We start from the raw sequence: 24,953 nt of genomic DNA, 5'->3' as shown, positions 1-24,953 counted from the left end.
TACGAGCGTGTGTGTGGCCGGTCGAGCTCGGCCGCGAAGAAACTCGCCGCCGCCTTCAGGATCTCGTTCGCCCGCTTCAGCTCGGCGACCTCCTTCTTCAGCGCCTTGAGCTGGGCCGATTCCTCCGTCGTCGTCCCCGGCCGTGTCCCCGCGTCGATCTCGTGCTGCTTGATCCAGTTCCGCAGCGTCTCGCGGGAGCCGATACCGAGCTTCTCCGCGACCGCCTGCAGGGCGGCCGTCTCGGTCGGGTAGTCGCCGCGCACCTCGGCGGCCATGCGCACCGCACGACGGCGGAGCTCAAGCGGATAACGGGAAGGTCGTGCCATGACTCGATCCTTTCATGAAATCGAGTCTCTATTCGACACGGGGCGGTTCAGGCAGACACTGGTTGTCGCTCTTGCGCTCTCCGTGGATCGGCACGGGTGCGCGTATCGCTCTGGCCGGTGTGTGGTGCTGGGCCGGCTGGGCGATGTTCCTGCATCCGGAGACTTCGGTGTACGCCGTCCGCGCCTACCGCGCTCTTCCCGAGGGGCTGGTCCATGCGGTCGGCTACGGCCTTCCGGTCCTGGAGCTCGCACTGGCCGTGCTGCTGGCCACCGGGTTGATGACGAGATTCGCCGCAGCGCTCTCCGCCCTTCTGCTTGTAGCGTTCCTCGTGGCGATCATCCAGGCGTGGGCCCGGGGGATGAGCATCGACTGCGGGTGTTTCGGCGGAGGCGGAGCGGTTGATCCCGGTCAGACCCAGTACGCCAGGGAGATCATCCGCGACCTGGCGTTTCTGTCCCTGAGCGTGCTGCTGATCCGGCGCCCGCGCACCCGACTGTCGGTCGATGCCGTGCTGCCCTGATCCCTGCCGACCTCTCCCCAGCGCACATGCGCACGCTTCTCTTCCCGTGCATCACGATTGGTTGTCCGATGGTCAAGCCCCGCCGTTCCCCCGCCGCCGGCAGCGCCCGCGCGCGACTCGCCGCCCTACGCCGGCAGAAGGCCGAACGCGCCCGCCGCAGGAAGACGCTCGTCCGGACCGGCGTGGCCGCCACCACGCTGGCCACGGTGGTGGCCGTGACGATCGCCGTGCAGTCGTACAAGGAGGGAGACGACCGGCCTGTCGTGGTCCCTCAAGGAGCTGCCGGTCCGCAAGGACTGGTCATTCCGACGGGGAAGGACGACGCCCCCGTGACGCTCGCGGTCTACGAGGACTTCCGGTGCCCGGGCTGCGGGCAGGTGGAGGACAGACTCGGGCCGACAATCAACGAGCTTCAGGACGAGGGAAAGCTCCGAGTGGAGTACCACGTGCTGTCTCTGGTCGACAACATCGTCCCGGGCAAGGGCTCACTGCGGGCGGCCAGCGCTGCCGCCGCGGCGCAGGAGGCGGGCAAGTTCCGCGAGTACCACGACGTCCTCTTCGACAACCAGCCGGAGGAAACGGACGACGCCTTCGGGAACAAGGATCTTCTACTCACCCTGGCCGACGGGATCGACGGCCTGAACACCCCCGAATTCGCCGAGCGCGTCAGGGCGGGAACGCACGACACCTGGGCGAAGAAGGTGCAACAGTCGTTCGACCGGCAGACCGCGATCCAGGGGACGCCCGCCATGTTCCTCGATGGCGGAAAGACCGACCTCCTGAAGGACCCGCAGCACCCGCTCACCGCGGAACGTCTCACCCAGCTGGTCGACACTGCGGCACAGGCGAAGACCGGCCGGTGAGCGGGAGCCGGCCGGCTGCCCTCCGGGCGGGGAGTCCCCCAGGTAGCGCGGCAGGACCTGGGGCGAGGAGCCTTCTTCAGGGCCCTGCGAGTCGGTCCGAGGCTCAGGCCTCTCCCGGAGCGCTCCAGCGGTCGCACCGGGCTCTCGCCAGGAAGTCGCCGGCCGGCCCTGGAGACGTTGCCCGGTCGGCCACACGTCGCGCAGCACCCAGGTCACGGTCGACGGCATCGACCGTGACCGCCACCAGGCGCCGGACGCGTACATCGTCTGGACCGCGAGGCTGCTCATGACGGCTGGGCCCCGCACCCTCCACCATCGGGTTCACCGCAGCGGTGGAGGCCAGTTCCAGCGACGGCACCCTATGCGCCTCTGGGCCTCTTTGAACGGCCCGGGCCTGGGCGGGTACCAGGGCCCTGCTCGGGCCTGAGCGGAGAGGTGCGGGCCAAGTCCTGAGCCGTGACGGGTGTGCGACGCTCGGCCACGGATACTACGGGGCTGTGACGACCACGAGTCGGTCCCTGGCACCGACGCCTGCGTCGAGGCCCGGTGGGACTCTCGGTGAAACCGACATGAGGCGTGTCGACTGGGATCTTCTCGGCGGCAGAACGGAAGTCGTCGACGCTCGGCGCGATGAGCACGCCGAGCTGCTCCCGCCGTAGGACGACCGGCGAGGACGTGGACAGGTACTGAGGCTCGCCGTCACACAGCTGGTTGTCGCGCCGCGCCCGCAACGATTCGCGTCCCGTGGCGAGGGAAGCCGCGTGTTCCGGAACGGACCGGCCCCCGGCAGCCACGGAGCCTGCCGGGGTCAGCCGTAAACCGCTGAAGCAACGCTCCACGAGTCCCACCCCGATCTGGTGCTCCACGGCCCGCACTCGGGCCAACACGGCTGACTCGATGGTACCGAGTTGCTGCGCGGCCGTACCGAGACCGCCCTGCTCGGCCACGGCCAGCAGCAGCAGCTCGACTGAGGTGAGGTCGGAGATCCGGCGTACCGATCTCATGGACAGATTGCTGGTTCTGCAAGTATTGCGACGAGATGTCGTGTGGCGCCCGGTGAAGGGGTACTTCACTGTGACCTCATGCCCCTCTCTGATCCACTGGGCGTCACTCCCCGGGAGACCGCCCCCCGGCGTCTGCTGGGCGAGCTGTCACACCCACGCGAGGCATTCCGCCATCTGGGCCCGAACTGGTACGCCTCGGTGATGGGCACGGCCATCGTGGCGAACGCCGGCGCGACCCTGCCGGTCCATGTCACAGGCCTGCGGACCTTCGCCACAGCCGTGTGGGCGCTGTCGCTGGCCATGCTCGTCGCCCTTCTGGCCGCCCGCGCGGTCCACTTCACCCGTCATCCGGACCAGGCGCGCGCCCATCTATTCGACCCGGCTGTCGCACCCTTCTACGGATGCCCTCCCATGGCCCTGCTCGCCGTGGGGGCGGGCACTCTGCTGGTCGGCAAGGACGTCATCGGCGCCGATGCCGCACTGGTGCTGTCCTGGACCCTGTGGGTCTCCGGTACCGCTCTGGGCCTTCTGGTGGCCGTGGCCGTGCCGTTCCTGATGATCACCGCCTACGAGGTGAGACTGCGCAACGCCTCGACCGCCTGGCTGCTGCCCATCGTGGCACCCATGGTCTCCGCGGCCACCGGTCCCTTGCTGATCCCTCATCTGCCCGCCGGCCAGTGGCGACAGGCGATGCTGCTGGGCTGCTACGCGATGTTCGGGCTCAGCCTGATGGCGACGCTGCTCATCCTGCCCACCGTGTGGTCGAAACTGGTCCAGCACAAGGTGGGCCCGCTCCAGATGACCCCCACTCTCTGGCTCGTGCTCGGCCCCCTCGGCCAGTCCACCACGGCCGTCAACTCGCTCGGCGACGTGTGCTGCGGAGCAGTGGACGCGCAGCTCGCCTCCGCACTACGGATGTTCGCGATCATCTACGGCGTGCCCGTCATGGGATTCGCGATGATGTGGATGGCGCTGTCCGCCGCCGTCACCGTGAACGCCGTCGCGAACAGGATGCCCTTCGCGCTGACCTGGTGGGGGTTCACCTTCCCCGTGGGAACGTGCGTCACCGGGGCATCGGGACTGGCGCTGCACACCGGCCTCTCCCTCTACACGTGGATGGCCGCGGCCCTCTACGTCCTGTTGCTGGGAGCCTGGGCCGTCACCGCGGCCCGCACCGCGATCGGCGCCGGACGGGGCGGCCTGTTCCTCCCGCCCCGTTAGCCCCCTCCTGCGCCCGGGACGCGCCCTCCGCGCGTCCGCTACCTCAGCCAGTGGGCAGCGACGGCGAGGAGGTTGGTGACGCCGATCTCGATGGTGGGGTCGGGCACGGGTGCGTAGAACGGGGAGTGGTTGGCGGGGACGGTGTCGGGCAGGCCGTTCACGTGCAGGTGGTCGGGTTCGGTGATGCCGGCGAAGAGGGCGGGGTCCGCGCCGCCGAACTGCCAGTAGACGGAGGGGACGCCGAGTGCGGTGCCGAAGACGCCGAAGTCCTCGCCCGCGTTCAGCGGCTGGGGCAGCGTCACGACGTGGTCCTGGCCGAGAGCCTCGGTGAGGCGGGCGTGGACGATCGTGGTGGTCTCCGGGTCGTTGACCGTCAGGGGGAAGGATTCCAGGCGGGTGAACTCGGGGTCCTTCGGCGCGTTGGAGGCGGCGGCCTCGGCCCGGACGATGCGCTCGATCGCGGTCAGGAGCCGGTCGCGGACCGGTGGGGTGAAGCTGCGGAGGTTGACCTCCAGGTCCGCGGTCTCCGGGATGATGTTGCCCTTGGTGCCGGCGTGGAGGGAACCGACCGTGACGACCGCCGCCTGAGAGGCGCCGATCTCGCGGGAAACGATGGTCTGGAGCCGCATCACCACCGCGGCGGCCATGACGACCGGGTCGACGGACATCTCGGGGGTGGAGCCGTGGCCGCCGCGACCGTGAAGGCGGATCCGCAGGTTGTCGGCGGACGCCATGAACGGGCCCGGGCGGGTGACGGCGTATCCGACAGGGGCGGGGAACACATGCTGTCCCAGGCACACCTCGGCGCGCGGGAACCAGTCCAGGAAGCCGTCCTCGATCATCGCGGGCGCGCCGCCGACCTCTTCGGCCGGCTGGAACACGGCGACCACCGTGCCCGACCAGTGCTCTCGGGTGGCGGCGAGCTGGGCGGTCGCACCGAGGAGGCAGGTGACGTGCATGTCGTGGCCGCAGGCGTGCATGACGGGCACCTCCTTGCCCTGCGGATCGGTGCCGGTGCCGGTGGAGGCGTACGGCAGGCCGGTCTGTTCCCTGACGGGCAGACCGTCCATGTCGGCGCGGAGCAGCACGACGGGCCCCGCGCCGTTGGCGAGGACGCCGACGACGCCGGTACGGCCGACGCCCTCGGTCACCTCCCAGCCCTGGTCACGCAGCCGGGCGGCGACGATGCCGGCGGTGCGGAACTCCCGGAAGGCCAGTTCGGGGTGGGCGTGCAGATCCTCGTAGAGGGCGCGCAGTCCCGGAAGGCGGTCGGTGAGGCCGGACAGCAGGGGTGCGGTGGTGTCGGTGGTGGTCATGAGGGGCTCCTTCGATTCGGTCGTACGGGGCCAGAAGGCCGGCCGGTGTCGGCACGGTGCCGCGTCCGCGCCGGGGTGTCCGGCGCCGGGCGGTCCAAGCCCGGAGGGGCCGCCGTCGAGGTCACCACCGGTCCTGGTCCTGCAAGGTGCGTGTCCGCCGGCTCCGGTGCCTCGTCGTCGGGAGGCGCCGGAGCCTGGAGGACGGGCTGGCCTTGCCCCGGGTCCTGGTGGTGGGTCGGTCCAGGCGGGTCTCAGGGCGCGAGGCCAGGCGGGCGCGTCATCGAGCCGGGCGGCGGGGTCAGCCGGCTGTCGACGGGGCGGCCTCGGTGTCGAGCGCGGTGCGGTAGCGCTCGACCAGTTCGGCGGTCGCGGCGGCCGACTGGCCGGTGAACAGCGCGATCTTGGACATCGGCAGCTGCGCCAGCATCTTCCGCGCTTCCGGGGGCATCTCCCGCTCGGCGCCCTCGCCTATCTTGTTGAGCAGGGGCATGAGGATCTCCGCTCCGACCGGGTCGGACAGCCAGTCGAGCACCGTCGACATGGCGTCCAGGCGGGGTGCGTCCGCCGGCCGGTTGCCCTCGGTGGTGACCTCGTGGGTGGCGCGGATGTCACGGCTGGAGAAGCCGACACGTAGCTGGGCCGTCCCTGGTTCGACCTTCCAGCGGCTCTCGGCGGACGACCAGTAGGCGAAGGCGCGCTCGTCCAGGCGGAAGCGGGCCGTCCCGGTCTCGCCCGGTGCCAGGGTCAGCTTGGCGAAGCCCTTGAGTTCCTGCTCCGGGCGCCCGACCGGGCTCTCGGCGTCGTGGACGTAGAGCTGGACCACCTGACTGCCCGCTCTGTCACCGGTGTTCGTGATGTCCACCTCGACGTCGAAGGTGTTCGCGTCCGTCCGGGCCACGCGCGGGCCGCCGTCGGCGACGGTGAAAGTGGTGTAGCCGAGCCCGAACCCGAACGGGTACGCCACGGGCACGTCGAGGGTGTCGTAGTAGCGGTAGCCGACGAAGACGCCCTCCGCGTAGCGGACGCGCTGCTCCCCGCCGGGGAAGTGCAGGTGCGAGGGGTTGTCCTCCAGCCGCACCGGAATGGTCTCGGTGAGCCGGCCTCCCGGCTCCGTACGACCGAACAGCAGGTCCGCGGTCGCCGTGCCGCCGGCCTGGCCGAGGAGCCACCCTTCGAGCAGGGCCGCCGCGTGGCGCTGCCAGGGGCTGACGGAGACGGCCGAGCCGTTGGACAGGACGACGACGGTGCGGGGGTTCACCTCGTGCACCGCGGCGAGCAGTTCGAGCTGGTGCGCGGGAAGGTCCATGTGCGCGCGGTCATACCCCTCCGACTCGGCGCTCTGCGGAAGGCCGAGGAAGACGACCACGGTGTCGGCGTCGCGGGCTGCGGCGACGGCCGCGGCCACGAGGCCGGGGTCCGGGACCCCGTCCAGGGCGAAGCCGGGAGTGAAGGTGACGCGGTCGGCGCCTAGGGTGTCGGTGAGAGCTTCGAGGGCGGTGTCCACCCGGGTGGGGACGACCTGGGAGCTGCCGGCGCCCTGGTAGCGCGGGGTCCGGGCGAACTCGCCGATGACCGCGAGCTTGCGGATACCGGTCGGGTTCAGCGGCAGCAGGCCGTCGTCGTTCTTCAGCAGGACCGCGCCGGCGGACGCGGCTTCGCGGGCCAGGGCGTGGTGGGCGTCGTAGTCGGGGTCCTCGAACGCGTGGCGGGTCGCCTCGGTTGCGTCGAGGAGTTCCAGCACCCGGCGGGCCGCGGTGTCGACGGCCGTCTCGTCCAGGCGCCCGTCCCGTACCGCTTCGACGATCAGGTGGTCGCTGTGCGACGGCGGCATCTCGATGTCGAGGCCGGCCGCGATCGCGGCGACGCGGTCGTTGACGGCACCCCAGTCCGAGACCACCAGACCCTCGAATCCCCATTCCTCGCGGAGAAGTCCGGTCAGCAGCCAGCGGTGCTCGGCGGTGTAGGTGCCGTTGAGCTTGTTGTACGCGCACATGACAGTACGCGGCTGGGCGTCCTTCACCACGTACTCGAACGCGGGCAGATAGATCTCGCGCAACGTCCGCTCGTCGATGTCGGCGCTGACCCGCATGCGGTCCGTCTCCTGGTTGTTGGCCGCGAAGTGCTTCAGCGAGGTGCCGACCCCCAGCTCCTGGACACCGTGGACGTAGGCGGCGGCGACGCGGCCGGCCAGGAACGGGTCCTCGGAGAAGTACTCGAAGTTGCGTCCGCACAACGGCGACCGCTTGATGTTCACTCCGGGACCCAGCAGGACCGAAACCCGCGCCGCACGGGCCTCACGCCCCAGCGCGCGGCCGACCCTGCGGGTCAGGTCCGGGTCCCAGGACGATCCGAGGGTGACGGCCGGCGGGAAGCAGGTGGCGGGCAGGCTGGTGCCCAGCCCGATCGGATCGGCGTCCTTTGGCTGCTTGCGCAGACCGTGCGGCCCGTCGGCGACCATCACCGAGGGAACATCAGCCTCGGGCAGATCCTGCAGGTGCCAGAAGTCCCGGCCCGAGGTCAGGGCGGCCTTCTGTTCCAGCGTCAGGTCACGTACGCGGGCAGCGGCATCGGGGCGGTGGTCAGACATGGATGCTCCTTCGGCGGCCGAAGCGCAAACTTTCGGCCGTTCGCGGGCGGGAGCCCGCCTCGAACGTAAACGTTTACGATCGTGGCACAGGAATACCCGCAACGGCTAGAAGGATCCGTCCGGGAACTTCCGACCCCGCGCTCCGGGCCGGAACCGGCGGCCGCACACACGACTTCCCTCCGGCTCCGCCACCGGGGCGCCCTCAGCGCGAAACGTGGGCCGTGCTCCCCCGGACGACGAGTTCGACGGGCAGCGTCCTGGACGCGGTACCGGGGTCGGTTCCGCCGATCCAGTCCAGCAGCACGCGCGCGGCGGTGGCCCCCAGCCGTTCCAGCGGCTGGCGCACCGTGGTCAGCGATGGTGTCACGAGGGCGGCCGACTCCTGGTCGTCGAAGCCGACCACCGACAGCTCACCAGGCACGTCGATACCGAGGGACTGCGCCGCCCGCAGGACGCCCGCCGCCATCCGGTCGTTGAACGCGAACACGGCCGTCGGCCGGTAAGGCACCGACAGCAGCGAGGTCGCGGCCATGAAACCGTCCTCCACCTCCATGCGCGCGTAGCGCACGTACGCCGGGTCCACCAGAACTCCAGCGGTGGCCAGTGCCTCGCGGAAGCCGCGCAGACGGCCCACGGTGGCGAGCAGGGCCTCCGGCCGGCCGGCCAGGACTCCGATCTCGCGGTGCCCGAGCCGCAGCAGGTGCTCCGCCGCCTGCCGGCCGCCGCTGACGTTGTCACACACCACGGCAGGGAACGGCAGGGCAAGGTCCACCGCCGGGTCCACCTGGATCAGCGGGAATCCGGACGCGGCCAGTTCCCGGAACCGCTCCGGCGCGCCGAAGGGCAGCACCTGGATCGCGCCGTCGAAGCGGGTGCGGTTCAGCCGCCCGACGGTCTCCGCCAGCTCGCTCTCCTCCACGCCGGTGGTGATGACCGACAGACTGTGCCCGGTGTCGCGCAGCACCCGGGCCGCACCCTCCAGGATCCTGCCGCAGTACTCGACCTTCACCCAGGGCACCTGGAAGGCGATCCGGCCGGTCAGCCCGGATTTCAGGGCCCTTGCGCTCGCGTTCCCGCTGAATCCGTGCTCGGCGGCGACCCGCAGCACCGCGTCCCGCGTCGAGGCCGAGACGCCCGGCCGGTCGTTCAGTGCCCGTGACACCGAGGCGGTCGAGACTCCGGTGAGCCGGGCGATGTCCTGAATGGTGACGGCGTGCGCGCCGAACTCCCCTGATGCGCCGGCCACTCCATCCCGAGGCAGGACTTCAGGACCGTGGGACTGCAGCGCGGACGGCGATCCCACGGCTCCCCGTCCCTGCGGCACGGACTGCGGCCCGCCACCGGGTGCGCCGGCCTCCCGCCCCGCGACCCGCCACGCCTCCTCGGTCACCTGGGTGCGCAGGTGCGCGAGGAGTTCCTCGGCCATGTCCACGGCCACCGGGTTGAGCAGCCACTGGACCTGCAGGCCGTCCATCACGGCGATGGTCGCCCGCGCGGCGGAGGCCGGCCGTACCCCCGGCCGCAGCGCGCCCCTCGCGTTGAGAGCCCCATAGGCGAGAGACGTGTAGTCGCGCAGCCACTCGTACCGCTGGACGTAGTAGACGTGCGCGGGGTGATCCGGCGAGGCCGCCTCCGCCGAAAGCACGCAGTACAGCTCAACAAGACCTCTGTTGTCCGCGTTGCGCCGCATTCTCTCGACCAGCCAGAGCAGCGCTTCCAGGCCGCTGCGCCCGTCCGGGTACCCGGCTCCGAGGTCCAGCTCGTCACGGTGACGCAGGACCTCGATCAGCAGCGCCTCCTTCGAGCCGAAGTGATGCAGCAGTCCGGGCGCACTCATCCCGACCATCTCGGAGATCTCCCGGATCGAGGCGCCGCGGTGGCCGCCGCGCGCGAAGGCCGTCACCGCCGCGTCCAGGATCTCGTGACGGCGCTCGGCGGACTTGCGGTAGGGGCCGCGGCGCTTTCCGGGGATGCCGGGGACGGAGTTCATGGAAAGAGATTGTGCCCGCCGACACCGGCCGCGCTGCTGGCAGGGCGGAAACGACCAGTTGAAAACCTTTCATTCGTTCGAAGTTTGGTGGTAGCTTCCAGCCACATTCCGGAAAGTCCTCTTCCAGGAGTCCTGTATGAAGCCGACCCTCAGCGGCAAGCCGGCCCTTCTCCTCATGGCCACCGCACTGGCCCTCACCGCCTGTAGCGGCCCGTCCGACTCGCCCGGCTCGGCCACGAAGCCCAGCGGCCAGACCGCGGCGAAGCTGACGATCGGCCAGTCCCTCGCGCCCCAGTCACTGTCCGCGTCCGCCCCGGTGACCGGTGGGCAGACCCTCTTCTACCAGCCGGTGTACGACTCCCTGCTCGTCCTCGGCCCCGATGGAACGCCCCAGCCGGGGCTGGCGACCAAGTGGGCCTACGACCAGACAGAGACCAAGCTCACCCTGACTCTTCGTACCGGTGTGAAGTTCACCAACGGAGAGGTCTTCGACGCGGCCGCGGCCAAGGCGAACCTGGACCGGAACATCAAGGCGGGCACCAACGCCAAGACGCTGCAGGCGGTGAGCGACATCACGGTCCAGGACCCGCAGACCCTGGTCCTCTCCCTGAAGCAGAAGGACCCCGGCATCCTGTCCGCACTGGGGACCTCGGCCGCCTACATGGAGGCACCGAAGACGTTCGGCGGCGCCGACGAGGGCACGAAGCCGGTCGGGACCGGCCCGTACACGCTCGATCCGTCCACGGTCATCGGGTCGACCTACGTCTACAAGAAGAACCCGGACTACTGGAACGCCTCGGCCGTGCGCTACGGGCAGGTCGACATCAAGGTCTTCTCCGATCCCAACGCGATGGTCAACGCGATCCGCACCGGCCAGGTGAACGCCGCCTCCGCCAACGGAACCACCGGCGAGCAGGCGAAGCAGAGCGGCTGGAAGGTCGCCACGCAGCAACTCGACATCGCCGGGCTGTTCCTGTTCGACCGCGAGGGCAAGGCCGCTCCGGCACTGGCCGACAAGCGGGTCCGGCAGGCGATCAACCTGTCGTTCGACCGCAAGGCCCTACTCAAGGCGGTCGCCCAGGGACAGGGCACCGTCACGAGCCAGATGTTCGCCGGTCCTGACGGCGGCCCGCTGGACCCGTCGCTGGAGAGCAAGTGGGCCTACGACCCGGCCAAGGCCAAGCGGCTGCTGGCCGAGGCCGGACACACCTCCGGTGTGAAGATCACCCTCCCGACCCTTCCCGGTGCCGGGCCGCTGCTCCAGTCGGTCAAGCAGCAGCTCGCGGCGGTCGGCATCACCGCCGAACTCGCCGACGGCGGCCCCAACGTCCTGACCGATCTGCTGGCGGCCAAGTACCCGGCATCCTACTTCCAGTTCCAGGCCGGCGAACCCTGGCTCATGATCCAGCTGCTGCTGCAGCCGGACTCCCAGTTCAATCCGTACCACGTGACCGACCCCAAGCTGACCGGCCTGATCGACGAGTACCGCAACGGCGACGACACCAGCCGGAAGGACACCCTCGTCAAGCTCAACGCCCATCTCACCGACGAGGCGTGGTTCGCACCCTGGTACCGGATCACCAACGCGTGGGCCACCGACCCGGACACCAGCGTCACACTGCTCAAAGGCTGGGCCTCACCGAACCTGCTCGGCTTCGCGCCCGCGTCCTGAACCCCGCCGACACCCCCCGCGCACGACCGGAGCCATCCATGCTCGCCTATCTACGAAGAAGACTGCTGTCCGGGCTGGTCCTGCTGATGGCCGTCACCTCCCTGTCCTTCCTTCTGCTCTACGCCGGGTCCGGCGACGTAGTCCGACGGATCCTCGGAGGCGGCGCGACCCAGGAGCAGATCGCGGCCAAGTCCGCCGAACTGGGACTGGACGAACCGGTGTGGACCCAGTTCGCGAACTGGGCCTCGGGGGCTCTGCACGGCGACCTCGGCCGTTCCTGGTTCACTGGCGAAACCGTGGCAGAGGGCATCGGCAACCGGTTGCCGGTGACCCTGTCCCTGGTCCTGGGCACGACCCTCCTGACCGTGGTGCTGTCCGCGGTGCTCGGCGTGTGGGCGGCCACCCGCGGCGGCACTGTAGACCGGATCGTGCAAGGCATGTCGGTCATCGGCATCGCCCTGCCGGGCTTCGTCGTCGCCCTGCTCCTCGTCACCGTCTTCGCGGTCCAGCTCAAGCTGTTCGCCGCGACCGGGTACACGCCGCTCGGTGACAGCCCCACGCAATGGCTGCGCGCGGTCACCCTGCCGGTGATCGCGCTGGCCCTCAGCAGCACGGTCAACCTGACACAGCAGATCCGCGGTGCCGTCCTGGACACCCTGCGCCAGGACTGGGTCCGTACGCTGCGCACCCGCGGGCTGCCGGCGCGCCGCATCCTGTTCCGCCACGTCCTGCGCAACGCTGCCGGGGCGGCGCTCACCGTGCTGAGCCTGCAGACGATCGGGCTGCTCGGCGGCGCTGTCATCATCGAGCAGATCTTCGCGCTCCCCGGCATCGGGCAGTACGCGATCACCGCCACCGGCGGCGGAGACCTGCCGACGATCATGGGCCTGGTCGTGATGACCACGGTGATGGTGGTCATCATCAACCTCCTCACCGACCTGGCGCAGGGCTGGCTCACTCCGAAGGCGAGGCAGATATGAAGCGCGGTCTCCTCCGCAACCCCCTGGGGTTCGCCTCGGTGCTCGTCCTCGCGATGGCGGTGCTCTCCGCTGTGCTCGCACCCTGGCTGGCACCGTACGCAGCGCACACCGGCGACATCGCGCGCGCACTGGAGGCGCCCGGCGGTCAGCACCTCCTCGGTACCGACACCAGCGGTGGCGACGTACTGTCGAACCTGCTGTACGCAGGCCGGTACAGCCTCTCCGGCGCGGCCCTCACGCTCGGAGTGTCGTCCGTCATCGGCATCAGCGCCGGACTGGTCAGCGGCTACTTCCGCGGCTGGTTCGACACCATGGCGGACTGGGCGTTCGGCCTGCTGATGGCGTTGCCGGGAATGATCGTGCTGCTGGCCGCGCGCGCGGTGATCGGCCCGGGCCTGTGGTCGTCCATGACCATCATCGGCATCCTGATCACCCCGGTGTTCTACCGCTTGGTGCGCACGGCCGTCCTGCGGGTCCGCGAGGAACTGTACGTCGACGCGGCCCGCGTCGCGGGGCTGACCGACGCCCGGATCATCCGTCGGCACATCCTGACCGTGGTGCGCACGCCCGTCATCATCCAGGGCGCGATGGTCGCCGGCGCCGCGGTCGCGCTCCAGGCCGGGCTCGAGTTCATCGGCCTGGGCGACCCGAACATCGTGACCTGGGGCACGATGCTCAACGACGGCTTCCGCAGCATCTACACCGCGCCGCTGCTCATGCTGTGGCCCAGCGCCGCGATCGGACTGGTCTGCGTGGCATGCGTACTCCTCGCGAACGCCCTGCGGGACGCTCTGGAGTCCGGATCCGGAAACCGGGCGGAGCACGACGCCACCGCGGAGGGCGACGCCGAGGCCGCAGCGACTCCCTGGGCCCACGACGAGCACGCGCCGATCGTCCACGCGGCCCCGGCCACGAACACCGAGGACGTCCTGGAGGTCACGGACCTGCGGGTCGGCTACGCCCAGCCCCGGGGCGGGACGACGGAGGTGGTCCGAGGCGTCGGCTTGCGAGTACGACACGGCGAGATCCACGGCCTGGTCGGCGAATCAGGCTCGGGCAAGACACAGACCGCGTTCGCCGTCCTCGGCGTGCTCTCCGACGGCGGACAGGTCACCGCGGGCTCCGTCCTGTATCACGGTACGGAGCTGGCCGGGGCATCCGAGAAGACACTGGCGGCCCTGCGCGGCCGGCGGATCGCCTACATCCCCCAGGAACCGATGGCGAACCTGGACCCGTCCTTCACCATCGGCGAGCAGCTGACCGAACCGCTGAGGCTGCACCTGGGGATGTCACGGTCCCAGGCCAGGACCCGGGCACTCGAACTCCTCGCCAGGGTCGGCCTCGACGACCCCACCCGGGTGTTCGCCTCCTACCCCCACCAGATCTCCGGCGGAATGGCACAACGGGTTCTCATCGCGGGCGCCGTCTCCTGCGGCCCCGACCTCCTCATCGCCGACGAACCGACCACGGCACTGGACGTCACGATCCAAGCCGAGGTACTCGACCTGCTGCGCGGTCTGCGTGACGAGCACGACATGGCGATCCTGCTGGTGACGCACAACTTCGGTGTCGTCGCGGACCTGTGCGACACGGTGTCGGTGATGAAAGCCGGCCGGATCGTCGAGACAGGGCCGGTACGCGCGATCTTCCACGAACCCGCGCACCCCTACACGAGGTCGCTCCTCGCGGCCATCCTCGACGGCGGACCCGCGAGGGAGCCGTGGAGCGCGGGCACTCTCCCCGCCGGCACACCGACGACCGAACCCGCCCCCGCCGAGGTGTCCGAATGACCGCCCCACTGCTGACCGTCGAAGCCCTCGAGGTGTCCTACCCCGGCCGTGGGTTCCGCGCCCGACCCACCCGGATCCTCCATGGCGTCAGCCTCGACATCGGGCCCGGCGAGACCCTCGGCGTCGTGGGCGAATCAGGCTCCGGCAAGACCACGCTGGGCCGGGCCATCCTAGGCCTGGCCCCGGTCACCGGCGGGGACATCCGCTTCCGCGACCGCAGCATCGCCCGGCTCGACCGTCGCTCCCGCCGGGCCCTGGCCACGGACATCCAGGCCGTCTTCCAGGACCCGCACGGATCCCTGAACCCGGTACAGACCATCGGTGACATCCTCACCGAACCACTGACGGCTACCCGAGCGACCGACCCGGCGAAAGCCCACGCACGCGTGGCCGAACTGCTGGAACGGGTCGGGCTGTCCCGTGACTCGGCCCGTCGCCTGCCCCGCGAGTTCTCCGGAGGCCAGCGGCAACGAATCGCCATCGCCCGCGCCCTCGCGCTCGAACCGGCGCTCATCGTGTGCGACGAACCCGTATCGGCCCTCGGCCTCACCACCCAGGCCCGAGTCCTGGAACTGCTGAAGGAGATCCAGCAGGCATCCGGTGTCGCCTACCTGTTCATCTCCCACGATCTAGCTGTCGTACGGCACCTGAGCCACCGCGTCGCTGTGCTCTACCGGGGCGACATCGTTGAGGAGGGGGACGGCGCACAGGTCACCACCGAGCCACAGCACCCCTACACCCAGAGACTGCTGATGGCCTCTCCGCTTCCCGACCCCGACCTGCAGGCACAGCGCCGCGCCCAACGGCGGCAGCTGACCCCCGCCACGGAGTGAGGCGGAACAAGCTGCGGTACGGCGTCCTGACGTCCGCCGTACCGCGACGGGGGTCCGCATCGGAAGCTGTCGGCGCGGGCCCCCACCCCCATCAGGACGCTGCCTCGCGAGCGTCAGATACCTCGCCCGGGGATTTCAAGTCCAGCGAGACGGTCGGGAAGCTATGAGATTCACAGTGCGGGTTCGCAGCGCTAGGCAAGGTCGTTGATCCACGCCTGCGGGGAAATCCGGGGCAATTCTCCTGTCGTGCCCTCTCCAGCCAGCCCGACGATGCGGGACGTCTCACCCAAGGCTGGCAAAGAAGGGCGCGACGGCGAACGGAACCAAGCTGCGGGCAGTCACCTGCGACAACAGCCCGGCGCAGCGCTGGAGCTTCGACTCCTGATCTCCCCACACCGCTACTGAACTTGAATGCGTGATGTCGGTCTGATCGTGGTCACTCGTCCGTGGTCAGGCCGGTTCCGCATCCGTGGGTGTGCCCAGTAGCGAGACGAACGTGGTCAGTCAGCGCGCCCAGGCCGTCGGCCTCACGTGCCTGGCGCCACTCGATGACGTGCGGGTGGTACAGCCGCTCGCGGCGCGGGACCGCACCTTCCTCGCCGGACGGGGTGGCGTCGTACCCGGCGACCACGCGCAGCTTGTACTCGGCGGTGAACGTGCGCCGCTTCGGACGTGGTGCCGGAGCCGCCCCGGAACCGGTGGGGGCAGTGGTGCTGGCCATGCCGGGCCGTACTCCTGTCTCGCCCGTCCAGGCTGACGGAGCGCCGAATCGCAGACCGACGTCGGCCCGGGTGTCGGGCTCAAGTGGCGGCGGTGAGGGCGGCCCGTGCCTGTGCGAGGGTGACGGTTCGGCCGTCCAGGCCGCCGAACTGGTGCAGGTCGCCTCCCACCTCGATGCGCAGGGACGCGTGAACGCCACCGGCCCTGAGCGGTGTGAATCCTGCGGTGTTGATGAGGCGTTCAGCTACGGGCTGGGCGATGGGGTCATCAGTGGCGTAGAAGAGTACGGCTCGCTCCGGCTCGCGGTTCGCGTCAGCTTTCAGGGACTCGGCTCCCAGAGTCCCGAACGCCTTGACGAAGTGGGCGCTGGCGGGAAGCCGGGCGGCGATGAGCTTCCCGGAAGACTCGCCCTCGGGGAGGGTCCGCTCGAAGCCGCCGTTGGAGTCGGCGGTGATGGGGTTGGACGGGTCGATGATGATCTTGCCGGGCAGTACGCCGGCGTGCCGCTCCAGCAGTTCGAGGGTGGTGTCGAGCCACACCGCGAAGATCACGGCGTCCGCTCCGGCGATCGCGTTCCGTACAGAGTCCGAGGTTGCTGTTGACCCGAGTTCCTCCGTGAGGGACCGGGCCTTGGCCGCGTCCTGGCCGGCGATAGCGAGGGGCTCGCCGCCGGAGGTCAGGTCACGGGCAAGGCGGGAGCCGATGTTGCCCGTTCCGATAATCGCGGTGGTCATGGCGTTACTCCTGTCGGGTGGTGGAGGTGTCGGCCCACTGCGGGGTGGATCCCTGGGCCGTTGAGGCGGCGATGAACCCGCCACCGGCGTGTCATGGGGAGGGAGAGTGGACGTCGAAGGCCTCGCCTTGGGGGTCGCTCTTGACTGCCCAGTGGCCGCCCATGCTGAAGGAGCGTCCGGTGGCGTAGGTGTCTTCCATGAACTGGAAGTGGACGATGCGTCCGTTGCGGACCTTGCTATGGATCGAGAACGGTGAGTGCACCTGGTGGCTGGTCGCCACGGAACGGTAGATGAACGATCCGAAGACGGCGACGTTCTCGCCTGCCGCGAAGATGTCGGTGACGGTGAAGTCCTCCACCGTCCAGTAGGTGTTGACCAGGGTGAAGGCGAAGATGAAGGCCTGTGGGCCGACCGAGGTTCCCGCCCAGGGCATGATCTGCTTCAGTTCGGGGTGGTCGAAGTTCAGCGAGATGTAGGTGCATCTGGTGCGACGAGTCGTTCGGCCGCGGCCCGGATTCTGTCAGGTGCTGTGTTGTTCAGGAGATCCTGGATGATCTCGGTGGGTGTGGCGGTCAACTGGACACTCCTGGACAATGACGGGTCACGGGGCGGGATCGGGTCGGCCCTCCCAGATCTCGGGCACCGCGGTGGTGCGGCTGTACATCTCCGTGGCCACGGTCCGTACGGCGGCGCCGAAGGCGTAGGGGCGGGAGGTGAACTCCATGTGGGTTCCTGGGAACTCGGCCCACGGGGCCTCGATGCGTCGCGCGATCTCCACGGACGGGCGGGCGTAGAAGGCGCCACGGTCGGTCGAACCCGCGCCGAGCAGGATCGGGAATGTGGCGTTCTTGAGGGCCTCGTAGTCTGGCTCGAACGCCGCGAACGCTTCCCATTCGGTGGAGAACAGGTGCTCGACGTTGTTCATGAAGCGGTCCGTCACGTCCGGGTCCCAGGCGAAGGGGGTCTCGCCGCGGATGGCGGCGATGAACTCGGAAGCGGTGACGAGCGGTCCGGCTTCGGCGTGGCGCTCGCTGATCCGCTCGTAGAAGTCCCGCCACGGGTCGCCTTCAGGGAGCACGCGTACGGCGGGCGGCTCGTGGGCGATGAGCCCTCGGACAGCTTCGGGGTGCTGCGTGGCCAGTTGCAGGGCGATCAGTGCGCCGGCGCTGTTGCCGAACACCAGGGCGCTGCCGCGGGTGAGGCCCGAGATGAGAGCTTTGGCATCCGAGGCCTGCCGGGGAAACGACAGTGGATCCGATGTGCGACCGGTGCTGCGGGAGTTGCCCCGCCGGTCGTATGTGATCACTGTGAAGGCGTCCGCGAGTTCCTCGGCGAGACCTTCGAAGAAGCCACCGTCACCGCCGGCCCCGGGAACAGCGATGAGCTCGGGGCCGCTGCCACGCACCTCGTAGTACAGCTGCGCCTCATCGACCTGGAACATTCCGTTCCGCATATGCCATCTCTGCCTTCCTCGCGCGCTCCGGAAATGACTCGCCCCGGGTTTGATGGAGATCATCAAGACCCGGAAGGATGCCGATCATGGCTGCCCCGTAAGTACCCCGACGAGCTGTGCCGTCGGCAGAACGGGCTGAGGGGACTCACACGGCTGGGCTGCCGCGCCAGGATCGCTTTCAGCGGGTACTCATGCGGGAGGTGTTGTCAGCCAGCCAGTCGTCGAAGCTCTTGAGAGCCGGGTTCAGTTGCCGGGCCTTGGCCAGGTCGCGGGCCTCGGTGAACTCCTGGGCGAAGTCGCCGTAGTACTGGAACATATTGCCGATCTCGTCGGCGGCCGGGACGCCGAGGGCGCGGAAGACGTCGTAGGGAACCGACTCAAAACGCACAGGTTCACCGAGCGCGGCCGAGAACTTCTCCGCGTACTGTGCCCCGGTCAGGTGATCGCCGGCCAGGCCGATGGTCTCGCCGATGAACCGCTCGCCGCCCTTGAAGATGGCGAAGGCGGTGCGGCCGATGTCCTCGACGTCCACTCCGGCCAGCAGCTTGCCGTCCTCGAGGGGCAGGGCAAGAGTCAGCACACCGCCCTCACTGCGCCGGGGAGTGAAGTTCCCTAGGAAGCCCTGGAAGAAGAAGGTGGTGTTCAGGAACGTCGTGGGGACCTCGGCCTGCCGGAACAGCTCGTTCGCCGCGCCCTTGGCGTCGAAGTGAGGCACGTTGTACTCGCCCTGGAGAACGGGCATCCGGTCGTCCTCCAGGGGAAGCAGATCGCGGGTGTCCTCGAGCGTCGACCAGACCACGTGCCGAAGGCCCGCGGCCTTGGCCGCCCGCACCAGAACGCTGATCTCCCCGGTCTCCCTCGCCGCCGAGCCGTGGGCCCAGAAGTTGGTGACCAGGAAGGCACCGCAGGCGCCTTCGAACGCCCTGTGCACGCTCGACTCGTCGCCGAAGTCAGCCCGGACGACCTCGGCACCTCGTGCGGCGAGTTCCCTGGCCGCGGCCGAATCGGGGCTCCTGGTGAGGGCACGCACCGCGAAGCCCGCGTCGGGGTCCGAGAGGATCGCCCGGGCGGCACCGCCGCCCTGACCTCCCGTGGCGCCGGCGACCGCGATGACCTTCTTGCCGTTCATGCTGACTCCTCCGAAGGGGTGAGTTGACGCATAGCGTGATGAAATCGCTGTCGATACCTCAGTCCTCCTGGCCAGTTCAGCGCCGCCTGCCCGCCGGGACACAACGGCACGGATGCCCCTTCAGGGTTCTCGACGCCCCTGGCAGCCGAGCGCACCTCGCCGCCGCTCACAGCTGCACCACGGCCGCAGTGCAGCTGTGATCAGAACGGGGTGTCGGCCTTCAGTACTGTCGGCGGCGACATGAACGGACCCGCTGTCGGGCTATACCTTCCACAGAAGCGCCGGATCATGGCCAGACACGCACTCGGAGAACCCATTCGGCGGCCCCCGTCCAGCGGCCGCCCGCGTCTCGGATCCGGAACTGCAAGACGATATACAGCCCCGCCCACTGTGGTTGCTGGCCTGTCGGGTTCCGGTGGGGTTGCGGGTCGTGTCTACCGTTCGCGTGTGTGGGGGTGGAGGCGGAAGAGGTAGGCGGTGGCAGGGTGGGTGTAGGCGGTGCCTCTGCCGGTGGTGTGGAGTTGTTCGCGGGTGGGGTGGGGCGGGCGTTTGGGCTGGAGGTAGCGGTCGAGGTCGTCGGTGGTGAGGCGGTAGTGGCCGGAGGGGTGGTGGAGGACGGCGGCGAGCCGGTAGCGGGGGTCGAGGTGGGCGAGGCCGGCGTCGGCGTGGCTGTTGTTGGCCAGGAGCCAGCCGCCGGGGCGCAGGCAGCGGGTGGCGTGCTCGGAGACGGGGCCCGCGTAGAGGGAGATCACCAGGTCCCACTGGGCTGCGGGTAGTTCCGTGAGAGTGCGGGTGTAGTCGCCGGGTACGAACGCGATGCGGGGGTGCTGGGGGTACTGCTTGTGCCGGGTGGCGAGTGTGGTGGCGTCGGGTCCTTGGAAGGCTTTGCGGGCGCGGGTGTCGGCGTCGAGGTAGGTGACGTCGGGCCAGACGTGGGAGGGGGTGAGGTCGAGGTAGCTGCCGGGGTACAGGACGCGGCCCGCTCCGGTGTGGGCGGCGACGGCCTGGTAGAGGGTGGTGCGGTCGCCGATGCGGTCGATGTAGTCGGTGAAGTCCTGCTCGGGCACGGAGGGCTCCGGTGGGGGTGTCGGGGCCGTGAGGCCGGGTGGGCGAAGTGGATGGCGTCGGCGGGTGCGGCGCCGGCTCCGGCGGCGTTCATGGAGGGCTGCCGGAGTGCGCCAGGAGCAGGCAACGGGGCCGCCGCAGGACGGTGCCGTGGTGACGCGGGTGTGCGGCGCCGATGCCGTAGGCCATGCAGGCATCCGGCGCATTGCTGCTCCTTGCCGACGTGCACGTCGTCGGCCGCGGCTGCTACGAGATCCGCCTGCTGGACGGCACTGCCTCCGGCGTCGGCCCGCCCGCCGGAGGCTGCTGGTGCTGCTGCATTTGTGACCTCCGGCTGGGCTCGGACTCCTGGTTGCCTGATGCCGTGCCATATGGGGAGTCATAGGACAGCGGTGGGGTTATCTCCTGTTGTAGAGGCGCATGGTCAGGGTGCCGAACACGGTGACGATGGCGGCTCCCGCGACCAGGGTCCAGGTGATCTCGGCGGCGTCGGGGGTGCCGGCCATCAGTCCCCGTACCGCCGTGACCAGGTGTGCGATCGGGTTCACGTCGACGAACGCCTGCAGCCATGCGGGCAGGGTGTCGGGGCTGACCAGGATGTTGCTCAGGAAGTTCAGCGGGAACATCACCAGCATGCTCGCGCCCATCACGGACTTCTCGGTACGCATCAGCAGTCCGAGGGTGGTCCAGATCCAGGAGAAGGCGAAGGAGAACACGGTCAGCAGCCCCACCCCGGCCAGTACGCCCAGAGGCCCGCCGGCCGGGCGGAATCCCATGGCCAGGCCGACCAGGAGGATGGTCGCCGACGCCGTCAGGTATCGGGCCATGTCGCCCAGCAGAGACCCGACCAGTGCCGAAGGCCGCCAGACGGGCAGGGTGCGGAACCGGTCGAAGGCACCCTTGTCGATGTCGGCCTTGAGTCCGACTCCGGTGTTCATCGTGGTGAGCACGACACTCATCACGAGCATGCCGGGCAGGAGGAACTGCAGGTACTCGCGAGGGGAACCGGCGAGTGCGCCACCGAACAGGTTGGTGAACATCAGGGTCATGACGACGGGAAAGAGCGTCACGTCGATCAGCTGCTCCGGGACGTGCCTGATCTTCAGCACGGCGCGCCAGGCAAACGTCATGGAGGCCGAGAGCGCGCTGGGGCGTGGCGGCTGCTGTGTGGTGGTGAGGATGGCGGTGAGCTGTTCTTGGGCCGAGGGCCGCAGGCTGTGCGGGGCGGGGATGGTGGTGCTGGTCATGCGGCGGCCTCCTGGGTGGACCGGTCGGTGAGGGTGAGGAAGACCTCGTCGAGGCTGGGCCGGCCGAGGGAGAACTCGTCGACGGCGATCCCGGCGTGGGCCAGTTCTGCGAGGGCTCGGGACGCTTGTTCCGCCGGTGCGGTGCCTTGGCCGGTGAGGGATGTGCGCGCGGTGAGCGCGACCGGGTCGGCGTCCCGTTGCACGGCGCCGCCCAGCGCGGCGGCCAGTATCCGCGCTGCGGCATCGCGCTCGGCCGCGTCCCGCAGCCGTACCCGCAGTGCCCCGGAGCCGATGCCGGCCTTCAGCTGTCCCGGGGTGCCTTCTGCTATCAGTCGGCCTCGGTCGATCACCGCGATCCTGTCGGCGAGCTGGTCGGCCTCTTCGAGGTACTGGGTGGTCAGCAGCACGGTCGTTCCCTGCGCGACGACGGCGCGCACGACGTCCCAGACCTGGCTGCGGCTGCGAGGGTCCAGACCGGTGGTGGGCTCGTCGAGGAACAGCAGGTCTGGTGTCCTGATGAGGCTGGCTGCGATGTCGATGCGCCGCCGCATGCCTCCGGAGTAGTTCTTCACCTGGCGTGAGGCAGCGTCGGTGAGGGCGAAGACGTCGAGCAGCTGCTCGGCGCGCTGCCGGGCGGCGGGCTTGCCGTGGCCGAGCAGACGTCCCAGCAGCATCAGGTTTTCCGTCCCTGTGAGATCTTCGTCCAGTGAGGCATATTGGCCGGTCAGGCCGATCCTCGCGCGCACAGCGCCGGCGTCCTGGTGTACGTCGTGGCCGAATACTCGCGCTTCACCACCATCGGGGCGAAGCAGGGTGGCGAGCATGCGTACGGTGGTCGTCTTTCCCGCGCCGTTCGGGCCGAGCACGCCGTAGACGGTGCTGGCCGGAACCGTCAGGTCGATCCCGTCGACGGCCGTGTGGGTGCCGAACGTCTTGGTCAGTCCTGACGTCTCGATCGCCAGGGGGCGGGTGTACTGCTTCATTCTTCGTCCTCTTCTCGGGGGTGTCCTTGGCCCGTCGCGGGGCGGCCGGTGCCGCCGTGGGTGATTGCCTGGCGAGGGCCCTGAACCTGGGGGTGTGACGCCCGGCGGCAGCGCCTTCCGCTCACCGAACGCGGCCAGGGCCATGCCGGCATGTCTCCGAGCGAGACTTAGTGGAGGGTGGCGAAGTGGATGGCGTCGGCGGCGGCGCTTCCGGCGGTGACGGCGGGGACGGCGCCCTGTTCCCAGGCCTGGCCGGTCAGGTCGCCGGCGGCGTAGAGGCCGGGGATGCTGGTCTGGCGGCCGTCGTCCACGGTGACGTAGCCGTCGCTCAGGGCGAGGCCGTGATCCTTGACCAGGCGTTCGACGAGGGGGACCTGCCGCTGGGGCTGGGGCCACAGCAGGGTCTGGCGTTCCAGGCGGGTGCCGTCGGCCAGCTCGACGGTGTGCAGGTCGCCGTTGGTGTGGTGCAGGCGGGTGATCTCGCCCTGGACGAGGTCGCTGCCCTGCTCGCGCAGGCTGCGGCGCAGTGCGTCGGCGCCGGGCAGTGAGGGCGGGGCGATGGCGATGGTGTCGCCGGTCCAGGGGCGGAAGGCGGTGGCGGCCATGCCGAGGTATCGGGGGTCGTCGGCGACCAGGGCCCAGGTGCGGTCGGCGTTCTCCTCGCCGATGCAGAACGGGCAGTGGATCACCGTGCGGCCCCAGCACGCGGAGAAGCCCTCCACACCGTCTGGGTGCTGGTCGATGACACCGGTGGCCAGGATGACGTTCCGGGCCCAGGCCGTCGTCCCGTCGTCCGCGCGCACGGTGAAGCCGTCGCCGGGCATCGGGGTGATCTCGCTGACCGTGACGTCGAGCCGCTGGGCCAGGCCGTAGCGGTCCAGCTCCTCCCAGGCACGGGTACGCAGCTCGTCGGGGGTGGCGCCTTCCAGGCCGATCAGGCCGTGCACGCCGCGGGAGGCGGCGTTGCGGGGCGGGGCGGGGGACTCGATGACCAGGGTGCGGTGGCGGTAGCGGGTCAGGGTCAGCGCGGCGGTCAGGCCGGCGGGCCCGCCGCCGATGATCACGGTGTCGTACTGGGCGGTGGGGTTCATGGGATGCCTCCTGTAGGGCTTGACGAAAACGAATGACCGATGGTCATACTACTGACCAACGGTCATTCGATCGATCCCATTCCCGCTGGAGGAACTGTGACCCACAACACCGGCCACGCCTGCCCCGCCCACGACACCGGCCAGGTCCACGGCCCCGGCGCGACCGGGTACCCGGACTTCGCATGGGACGACCTCTACACCGGCGACGGCAGCGACACCGCCGCCCCGGACCTGGCGCTCCTGGCCCCCGCCCACGACCTCCCCCCGGGCAGGGCCCTGGACCTGGGCTGCGGCGCCGGCGGCAACGCCCTCGCACTCGCCGCACGCGGCTGGCGCGTCACCGGCGTGGACCTCGCACCCCGCGCCATCGCCTCCACCCGCGCCAGCGCCTGCGCCCGCGGCCTGGACGACCGGGTCGACCTCGCCGTCGCCGACAGCGCCACCTGGCAGCCCGAGACCACCTACGGCTTCGCCCTCAGCTCCTACGCCCTGCCGCCTCGCGGCATCGCCCGCACCGCCACCCTGGCAATCCTGGCCACCGCGCTCACCCCGGGCGGGATCGTGGCCCTCGGCGAATGGGACGAGGAAGCCTGCGACTGGGGCAACCCCGGCGACCTCGCCACCCTCACCGAGCTCACCGAAGCCTTCACCGAGCTCGGCCTGGACATCGTCCGCGCCGAACGACGGGTCGTACCGCGCATCCAGCACCCCAGCGAGGACCACGCGGTCATCGTCACTGCCCGCAAACCGCATGGCACCCTGGAAGCCACCAACTGACCGACCCCCGGTCAGTCAGTCACTGACCATGAAGGAGGGGCCGTGCCCGCGGACCAGTCCGCCCCCGCCCAGCCCGCCGGCCGCTTCCAGCCCCCGGACGTCCGGCGCCGCCAGATCCTCGACGCCACTGCCGCCCTACTCCTGGAGGACGGCTACGAGGCGCTGACCGTCAGCAAGGTCGCCACCCGCGCCGGGGTCGCCAAAGGCACGGTCTACCTCTACTTCGACTCCAAACAGGAACTCCTCGCCGCCCTCCAGGCCGAGATGTGGGACCGCATGCTCCAGCAACCCGCCACCCTCCTGGAGCAGCCGGACCTGACCTGGACCGAACGCCTCGACGGCCTCGTCGCCACCTGGATCGCCGCCGAGCAGGACCACCACGAGCTCTACCACCGACTCTTCCACGAACCCGGCGGCACCGCCGGAGAGGAACCCATGACCGCCGCCCGCGAGTTGCTGGTGAGGATCCTGACCGGAGGTCACCGCTCCGGTGAGTTCGACGTCCCCGACCCCGAACTCACCGCGGACTTCCTCACCCACGCCTACACCGGCCCCTGCCACCACACCCACACCAGCACCGACGTCACCACGGCCGTGCAAGCCCTCTTCCGCCGCGTCGTCGCCGCCCACCCACCGAACCGTCCCCGCTGA

The 24,953-nt window shown here is 69.8% G+C and carries 22 protein-coding genes and 1 pseudogene; 9 read left to right on the top strand and 14 right to left on the bottom strand.

Annotation, left to right across the window (positions count from 1 at the left end):
* A pseudogene (locus tag B9S58_RS24275) lies at window positions 1–326 on the bottom strand (transposase); the annotation flags it as partial.
* A gap of 71 nt (window positions 327–397) precedes the next feature.
* Between B9S58_RS24275 and B9S58_RS24270 the strand changes: the two are divergent.
* Both B9S58_RS24270 and B9S58_RS24265 read left to right on the top strand, forming a co-directional pair.
* Entirely contained in the window at window positions 398–847 is a 450-nt protein-coding gene (locus B9S58_RS24270) for a MauE/DoxX family redox-associated membrane protein (RefSeq protein ID WP_258044962.1), read from the top strand.
* A 68-nt stretch (window positions 848–915) separates the two neighbouring features.
* Window positions 916–1,710 (top strand): thioredoxin domain-containing protein, encoded by a 795-nt coding sequence (locus tag B9S58_RS24265; RefSeq protein ID WP_103534186.1) that lies wholly within the window; start codon window positions 916–918, stop codon window positions 1,708–1,710.
* Between the two features lie 359 nt (window positions 1,711–2,069).
* Here B9S58_RS24265 and B9S58_RS40285 read toward each other — a convergent pair whose 3' ends face one another.
* The gene (locus B9S58_RS40285) at window positions 2,070–2,714 is read right to left on the bottom strand and encodes a LysR family transcriptional regulator (protein ID WP_103534185.1); all 645 of its coding nucleotides are present in this window, start codon (window positions 2,712–2,714) and stop codon (window positions 2,070–2,072) included.
* 78 nt (window positions 2,715–2,792) lie between these two features.
* On the opposite strand from B9S58_RS40285, the gene B9S58_RS24255 reads away from it, so the two are divergent.
* Window positions 2,793–3,935: a TDT family transporter gene (locus B9S58_RS24255; RefSeq protein ID WP_103534184.1), complete on the top strand. Its 1,143-nt coding sequence runs from the start codon at window positions 2,793–2,795 to the stop codon at window positions 3,933–3,935.
* Window positions 3,936–3,973: 38 nt separating this feature from the next.
* Here the strand turns inward: B9S58_RS24255 and B9S58_RS24250 are convergent, their stop codons facing one another.
* From B9S58_RS24250 to B9S58_RS24240, 3 genes are all read right to left on the bottom strand, one after another.
* Window positions 3,974–5,251 carry an amidohydrolase gene (locus B9S58_RS24250; RefSeq protein WP_103534183.1) on the bottom strand — a complete coding sequence of 426 codons (1,278 nt, stop codon included), beginning with the start codon at window positions 5,249–5,251 and terminating at the stop codon, window positions 3,974–3,976.
* 298 nt (window positions 5,252–5,549) lie between these two features.
* Complete coding sequence (locus B9S58_RS24245; protein WP_103534182.1) at window positions 5,550–7,838, bottom strand: glycoside hydrolase family 3 C-terminal domain-containing protein; 2,289 nt, start codon at window positions 7,836–7,838, stop codon at window positions 5,550–5,552.
* A 202-nt stretch (window positions 7,839–8,040) separates the two neighbouring features.
* On the bottom strand, window positions 8,041–9,828 hold the full coding sequence (locus B9S58_RS24240; RefSeq protein WP_103534181.1) for a substrate-binding domain-containing protein: 1,788 nt from the start codon (window positions 9,826–9,828) through the stop codon (window positions 8,041–8,043).
* Window positions 9,829–9,964: 136 nt separating this feature from the next.
* Between B9S58_RS24240 and B9S58_RS24235 the strand changes: the two genes are divergently transcribed.
* From B9S58_RS24235 to B9S58_RS24220, 4 genes are read left to right on the top strand one after another with little or no spacing between them, the layout of a single operon-like run.
* Complete coding sequence (locus B9S58_RS24235) at window positions 9,965–11,500, top strand: ABC transporter substrate-binding protein (RefSeq protein ID WP_103534180.1); 1,536 nt, start codon at window positions 9,965–9,967, stop codon at window positions 11,498–11,500.
* Window positions 11,501–11,538: 38 nt separating this feature from the next.
* Window positions 11,539–12,480, top strand: a complete 942-nt coding sequence (locus tag B9S58_RS24230) for an ABC transporter permease (RefSeq protein WP_103534179.1) — start codon at window positions 11,539–11,541, stop codon at window positions 12,478–12,480.
* Window positions 12,477–14,270 (top strand): dipeptide/oligopeptide/nickel ABC transporter permease/ATP-binding protein, encoded by a 1,794-nt coding sequence (locus B9S58_RS24225; protein WP_103534178.1) that lies wholly within the window; start codon window positions 12,477–12,479, stop codon window positions 14,268–14,270. The genes B9S58_RS24230 and B9S58_RS24225 overlap by 4 nt, the downstream gene beginning before the upstream one ends.
* Window positions 14,267–15,103 carry an ATP-binding cassette domain-containing protein gene (locus B9S58_RS24220; protein WP_103534177.1) on the top strand — a complete coding sequence of 279 codons (837 nt, stop codon included), beginning with the start codon at window positions 14,267–14,269 and terminating at the stop codon, window positions 15,101–15,103. Before B9S58_RS24225 ends, B9S58_RS24220 begins: the two co-directional genes overlap by 4 nt.
* A gap of 436 nt (window positions 15,104–15,539) precedes the next feature.
* On the opposite strand, the gene B9S58_RS24215 is transcribed toward B9S58_RS24220, so the two are convergent.
* The 9 genes from B9S58_RS24215 to B9S58_RS24175 all read right to left on the bottom strand — a co-directional run bounded on the left by B9S58_RS24215 (window position 15,540) and on the right by B9S58_RS24175 (window position 23,525).
* Window positions 15,540–15,824 (bottom strand): hypothetical protein, encoded by a 285-nt coding sequence (locus B9S58_RS24215; RefSeq protein ID WP_103534176.1) that lies wholly within the window; start codon window positions 15,822–15,824, stop codon window positions 15,540–15,542.
* Window positions 15,825–15,903: 79 nt separating this feature from the next.
* The gene (locus B9S58_RS24210) at window positions 15,904–16,557 is read right to left on the bottom strand and encodes an NADPH-dependent F420 reductase (protein ID WP_103534175.1); all 654 of its coding nucleotides are present in this window, start codon (window positions 16,555–16,557) and stop codon (window positions 15,904–15,906) included.
* 91 nt (window positions 16,558–16,648) lie between these two features.
* Window positions 16,649–16,990 carry a nuclear transport factor 2 family protein gene (locus B9S58_RS24205; RefSeq protein ID WP_219818910.1) on the bottom strand — a complete coding sequence of 114 codons (342 nt, stop codon included), beginning with the start codon at window positions 16,988–16,990 and terminating at the stop codon, window positions 16,649–16,651.
* A 168-nt stretch (window positions 16,991–17,158) separates the two neighbouring features.
* Entirely contained in the window at window positions 17,159–17,998 is an 840-nt protein-coding gene (locus B9S58_RS24200) for an alpha/beta fold hydrolase (RefSeq protein ID WP_258044961.1), read from the bottom strand.
* A gap of 190 nt (window positions 17,999–18,188) precedes the next feature.
* Window positions 18,189–19,139: an NmrA family NAD(P)-binding protein gene (locus B9S58_RS24195; RefSeq protein WP_103534173.1), complete on the bottom strand. Its 951-nt coding sequence runs from the start codon at window positions 19,137–19,139 to the stop codon at window positions 18,189–18,191.
* Between the two features lie 434 nt (window positions 19,140–19,573).
* Window positions 19,574–20,206 (bottom strand): class I SAM-dependent methyltransferase, encoded by a 633-nt coding sequence (locus tag B9S58_RS24190; protein ID WP_103534172.1) that lies wholly within the window; start codon window positions 20,204–20,206, stop codon window positions 19,574–19,576.
* A gap of 396 nt (window positions 20,207–20,602) precedes the next feature.
* On the bottom strand, window positions 20,603–21,451 hold the full coding sequence (locus B9S58_RS24185; RefSeq protein WP_103534171.1) for an ABC transporter permease: 849 nt from the start codon (window positions 21,449–21,451) through the stop codon (window positions 20,603–20,605).
* The gene (locus tag B9S58_RS24180; protein WP_103534170.1) at window positions 21,448–22,434 is read right to left on the bottom strand and encodes an ATP-binding cassette domain-containing protein; all 987 of its coding nucleotides are present in this window, start codon (window positions 22,432–22,434) and stop codon (window positions 21,448–21,450) included. Before B9S58_RS24180 ends, B9S58_RS24185 begins: the two co-directional genes overlap by 4 nt.
* Window positions 22,435–22,601: 167 nt before the next feature.
* Window positions 22,602–23,525 carry an NAD(P)/FAD-dependent oxidoreductase gene (locus B9S58_RS24175; RefSeq protein WP_103534169.1) on the bottom strand — a complete coding sequence of 308 codons (924 nt, stop codon included), beginning with the start codon at window positions 23,523–23,525 and terminating at the stop codon, window positions 22,602–22,604.
* Window positions 23,526–23,621: 96 nt separating this feature from the next.
* Between B9S58_RS24175 and B9S58_RS24170 the strand changes: the two genes are divergently transcribed.
* A complete protein-coding gene (locus B9S58_RS24170) occupies window positions 23,622–24,302 on the top strand; it encodes a class I SAM-dependent methyltransferase (protein WP_258044960.1) in 681 nt (226 codons plus the stop codon).
* A 42-nt stretch (window positions 24,303–24,344) separates the two neighbouring features.
* Window positions 24,345–24,953 (top strand): TetR/AcrR family transcriptional regulator, encoded by a 609-nt coding sequence (locus B9S58_RS24165; RefSeq protein ID WP_103534167.1) that lies wholly within the window; start codon window positions 24,345–24,347, stop codon window positions 24,951–24,953.

It is taken from the genome of Streptomyces sp. SM11 (assembly GCF_002910905.1).
Lineage (GTDB): Bacteria > Actinomycetota > Actinomycetes > Streptomycetales > Streptomycetaceae > Streptomyces.
The sequence above is the reverse complement of the archived record's forward strand: the minus strand, read 5'-3'. Positions and strand labels throughout refer to the sequence as shown.

Bases quoted from the DNA above. Each gene is read 5' to 3' on its own strand.
- B9S58_RS24185 (WP_103534171.1), bottom strand. From the start codon at position 21,451: ATGACCAGCACCACCATCCCCGCCCCGCACAGCCTGCGGCCCTCGGCC.
- B9S58_RS24180 (WP_103534170.1), bottom strand. From the start codon at position 22,434: ATGAAGCAGTACACCCGCCCCCTGGCGATCGAGACGTCAGGACTGACC.
- B9S58_RS24210 (WP_103534175.1), bottom strand. From the start codon at position 16,557: ATGACCACCGCGATTATCGGAACGGGCAACATCGGCTCCCGCCTTGCC.
- B9S58_RS24255 (WP_103534184.1), top strand. From the start codon at position 2,793: ATGCCCCTCTCTGATCCACTGGGCGTCACTCCCCGGGAGACCGCCCCC.
- B9S58_RS24205 (WP_219818910.1), bottom strand. From the start codon at position 16,990: ATGCCCTGGGCGGGAACCTCGGTCGGCCCACAGGCCTTCATCTTCGCC.
- B9S58_RS24220 (WP_103534177.1), top strand. From the start codon at position 14,267: ATGACCGCCCCACTGCTGACCGTCGAAGCCCTCGAGGTGTCCTACCCC.
- B9S58_RS24265 (WP_103534186.1), top strand. From the start codon at position 916: ATGGTCAAGCCCCGCCGTTCCCCCGCCGCCGGCAGCGCCCGCGCGCGA.
- B9S58_RS24215 (WP_103534176.1), bottom strand. From the start codon at position 15,824: ATGGCCAGCACCACTGCCCCCACCGGTTCCGGGGCGGCTCCGGCACCA.
- B9S58_RS24200 (WP_258044961.1), bottom strand. From the start codon at position 17,998: ATGTTCCAGGTCGATGAGGCGCAGCTGTACTACGAGGTGCGTGGCAGC.
- B9S58_RS24245 (WP_103534182.1), bottom strand. From the start codon at position 7,838: ATGTCTGACCACCGCCCCGATGCCGCTGCCCGCGTACGTGACCTGACG.
- B9S58_RS24230 (WP_103534179.1), top strand. From the start codon at position 11,539: ATGCTCGCCTATCTACGAAGAAGACTGCTGTCCGGGCTGGTCCTGCTG.
- B9S58_RS40285 (WP_103534185.1), bottom strand. From the start codon at position 2,714: ATGAGATCGGTACGCCGGATCTCCGACCTCACCTCAGTCGAGCTGCTG.
- B9S58_RS24225 (WP_103534178.1), top strand. From the start codon at position 12,477: ATGAAGCGCGGTCTCCTCCGCAACCCCCTGGGGTTCGCCTCGGTGCTC.
- B9S58_RS24195 (WP_103534173.1), bottom strand. From the start codon at position 19,139: ATGAACGGCAAGAAGGTCATCGCGGTCGCCGGCGCCACGGGAGGTCAG.
- B9S58_RS24175 (WP_103534169.1), bottom strand. From the start codon at position 23,525: ATGAACCCCACCGCCCAGTACGACACCGTGATCATCGGCGGCGGGCCC.
- B9S58_RS24250 (WP_103534183.1), bottom strand. From the start codon at position 5,251: ATGACCACCACCGACACCACCGCACCCCTGCTGTCCGGCCTCACCGAC.
- B9S58_RS24235 (WP_103534180.1), top strand. From the start codon at position 9,965: ATGAAGCCGACCCTCAGCGGCAAGCCGGCCCTTCTCCTCATGGCCACC.
- B9S58_RS24240 (WP_103534181.1), bottom strand. From the start codon at position 9,828: ATGAACTCCGTCCCCGGCATCCCCGGAAAGCGCCGCGGCCCCTACCGC.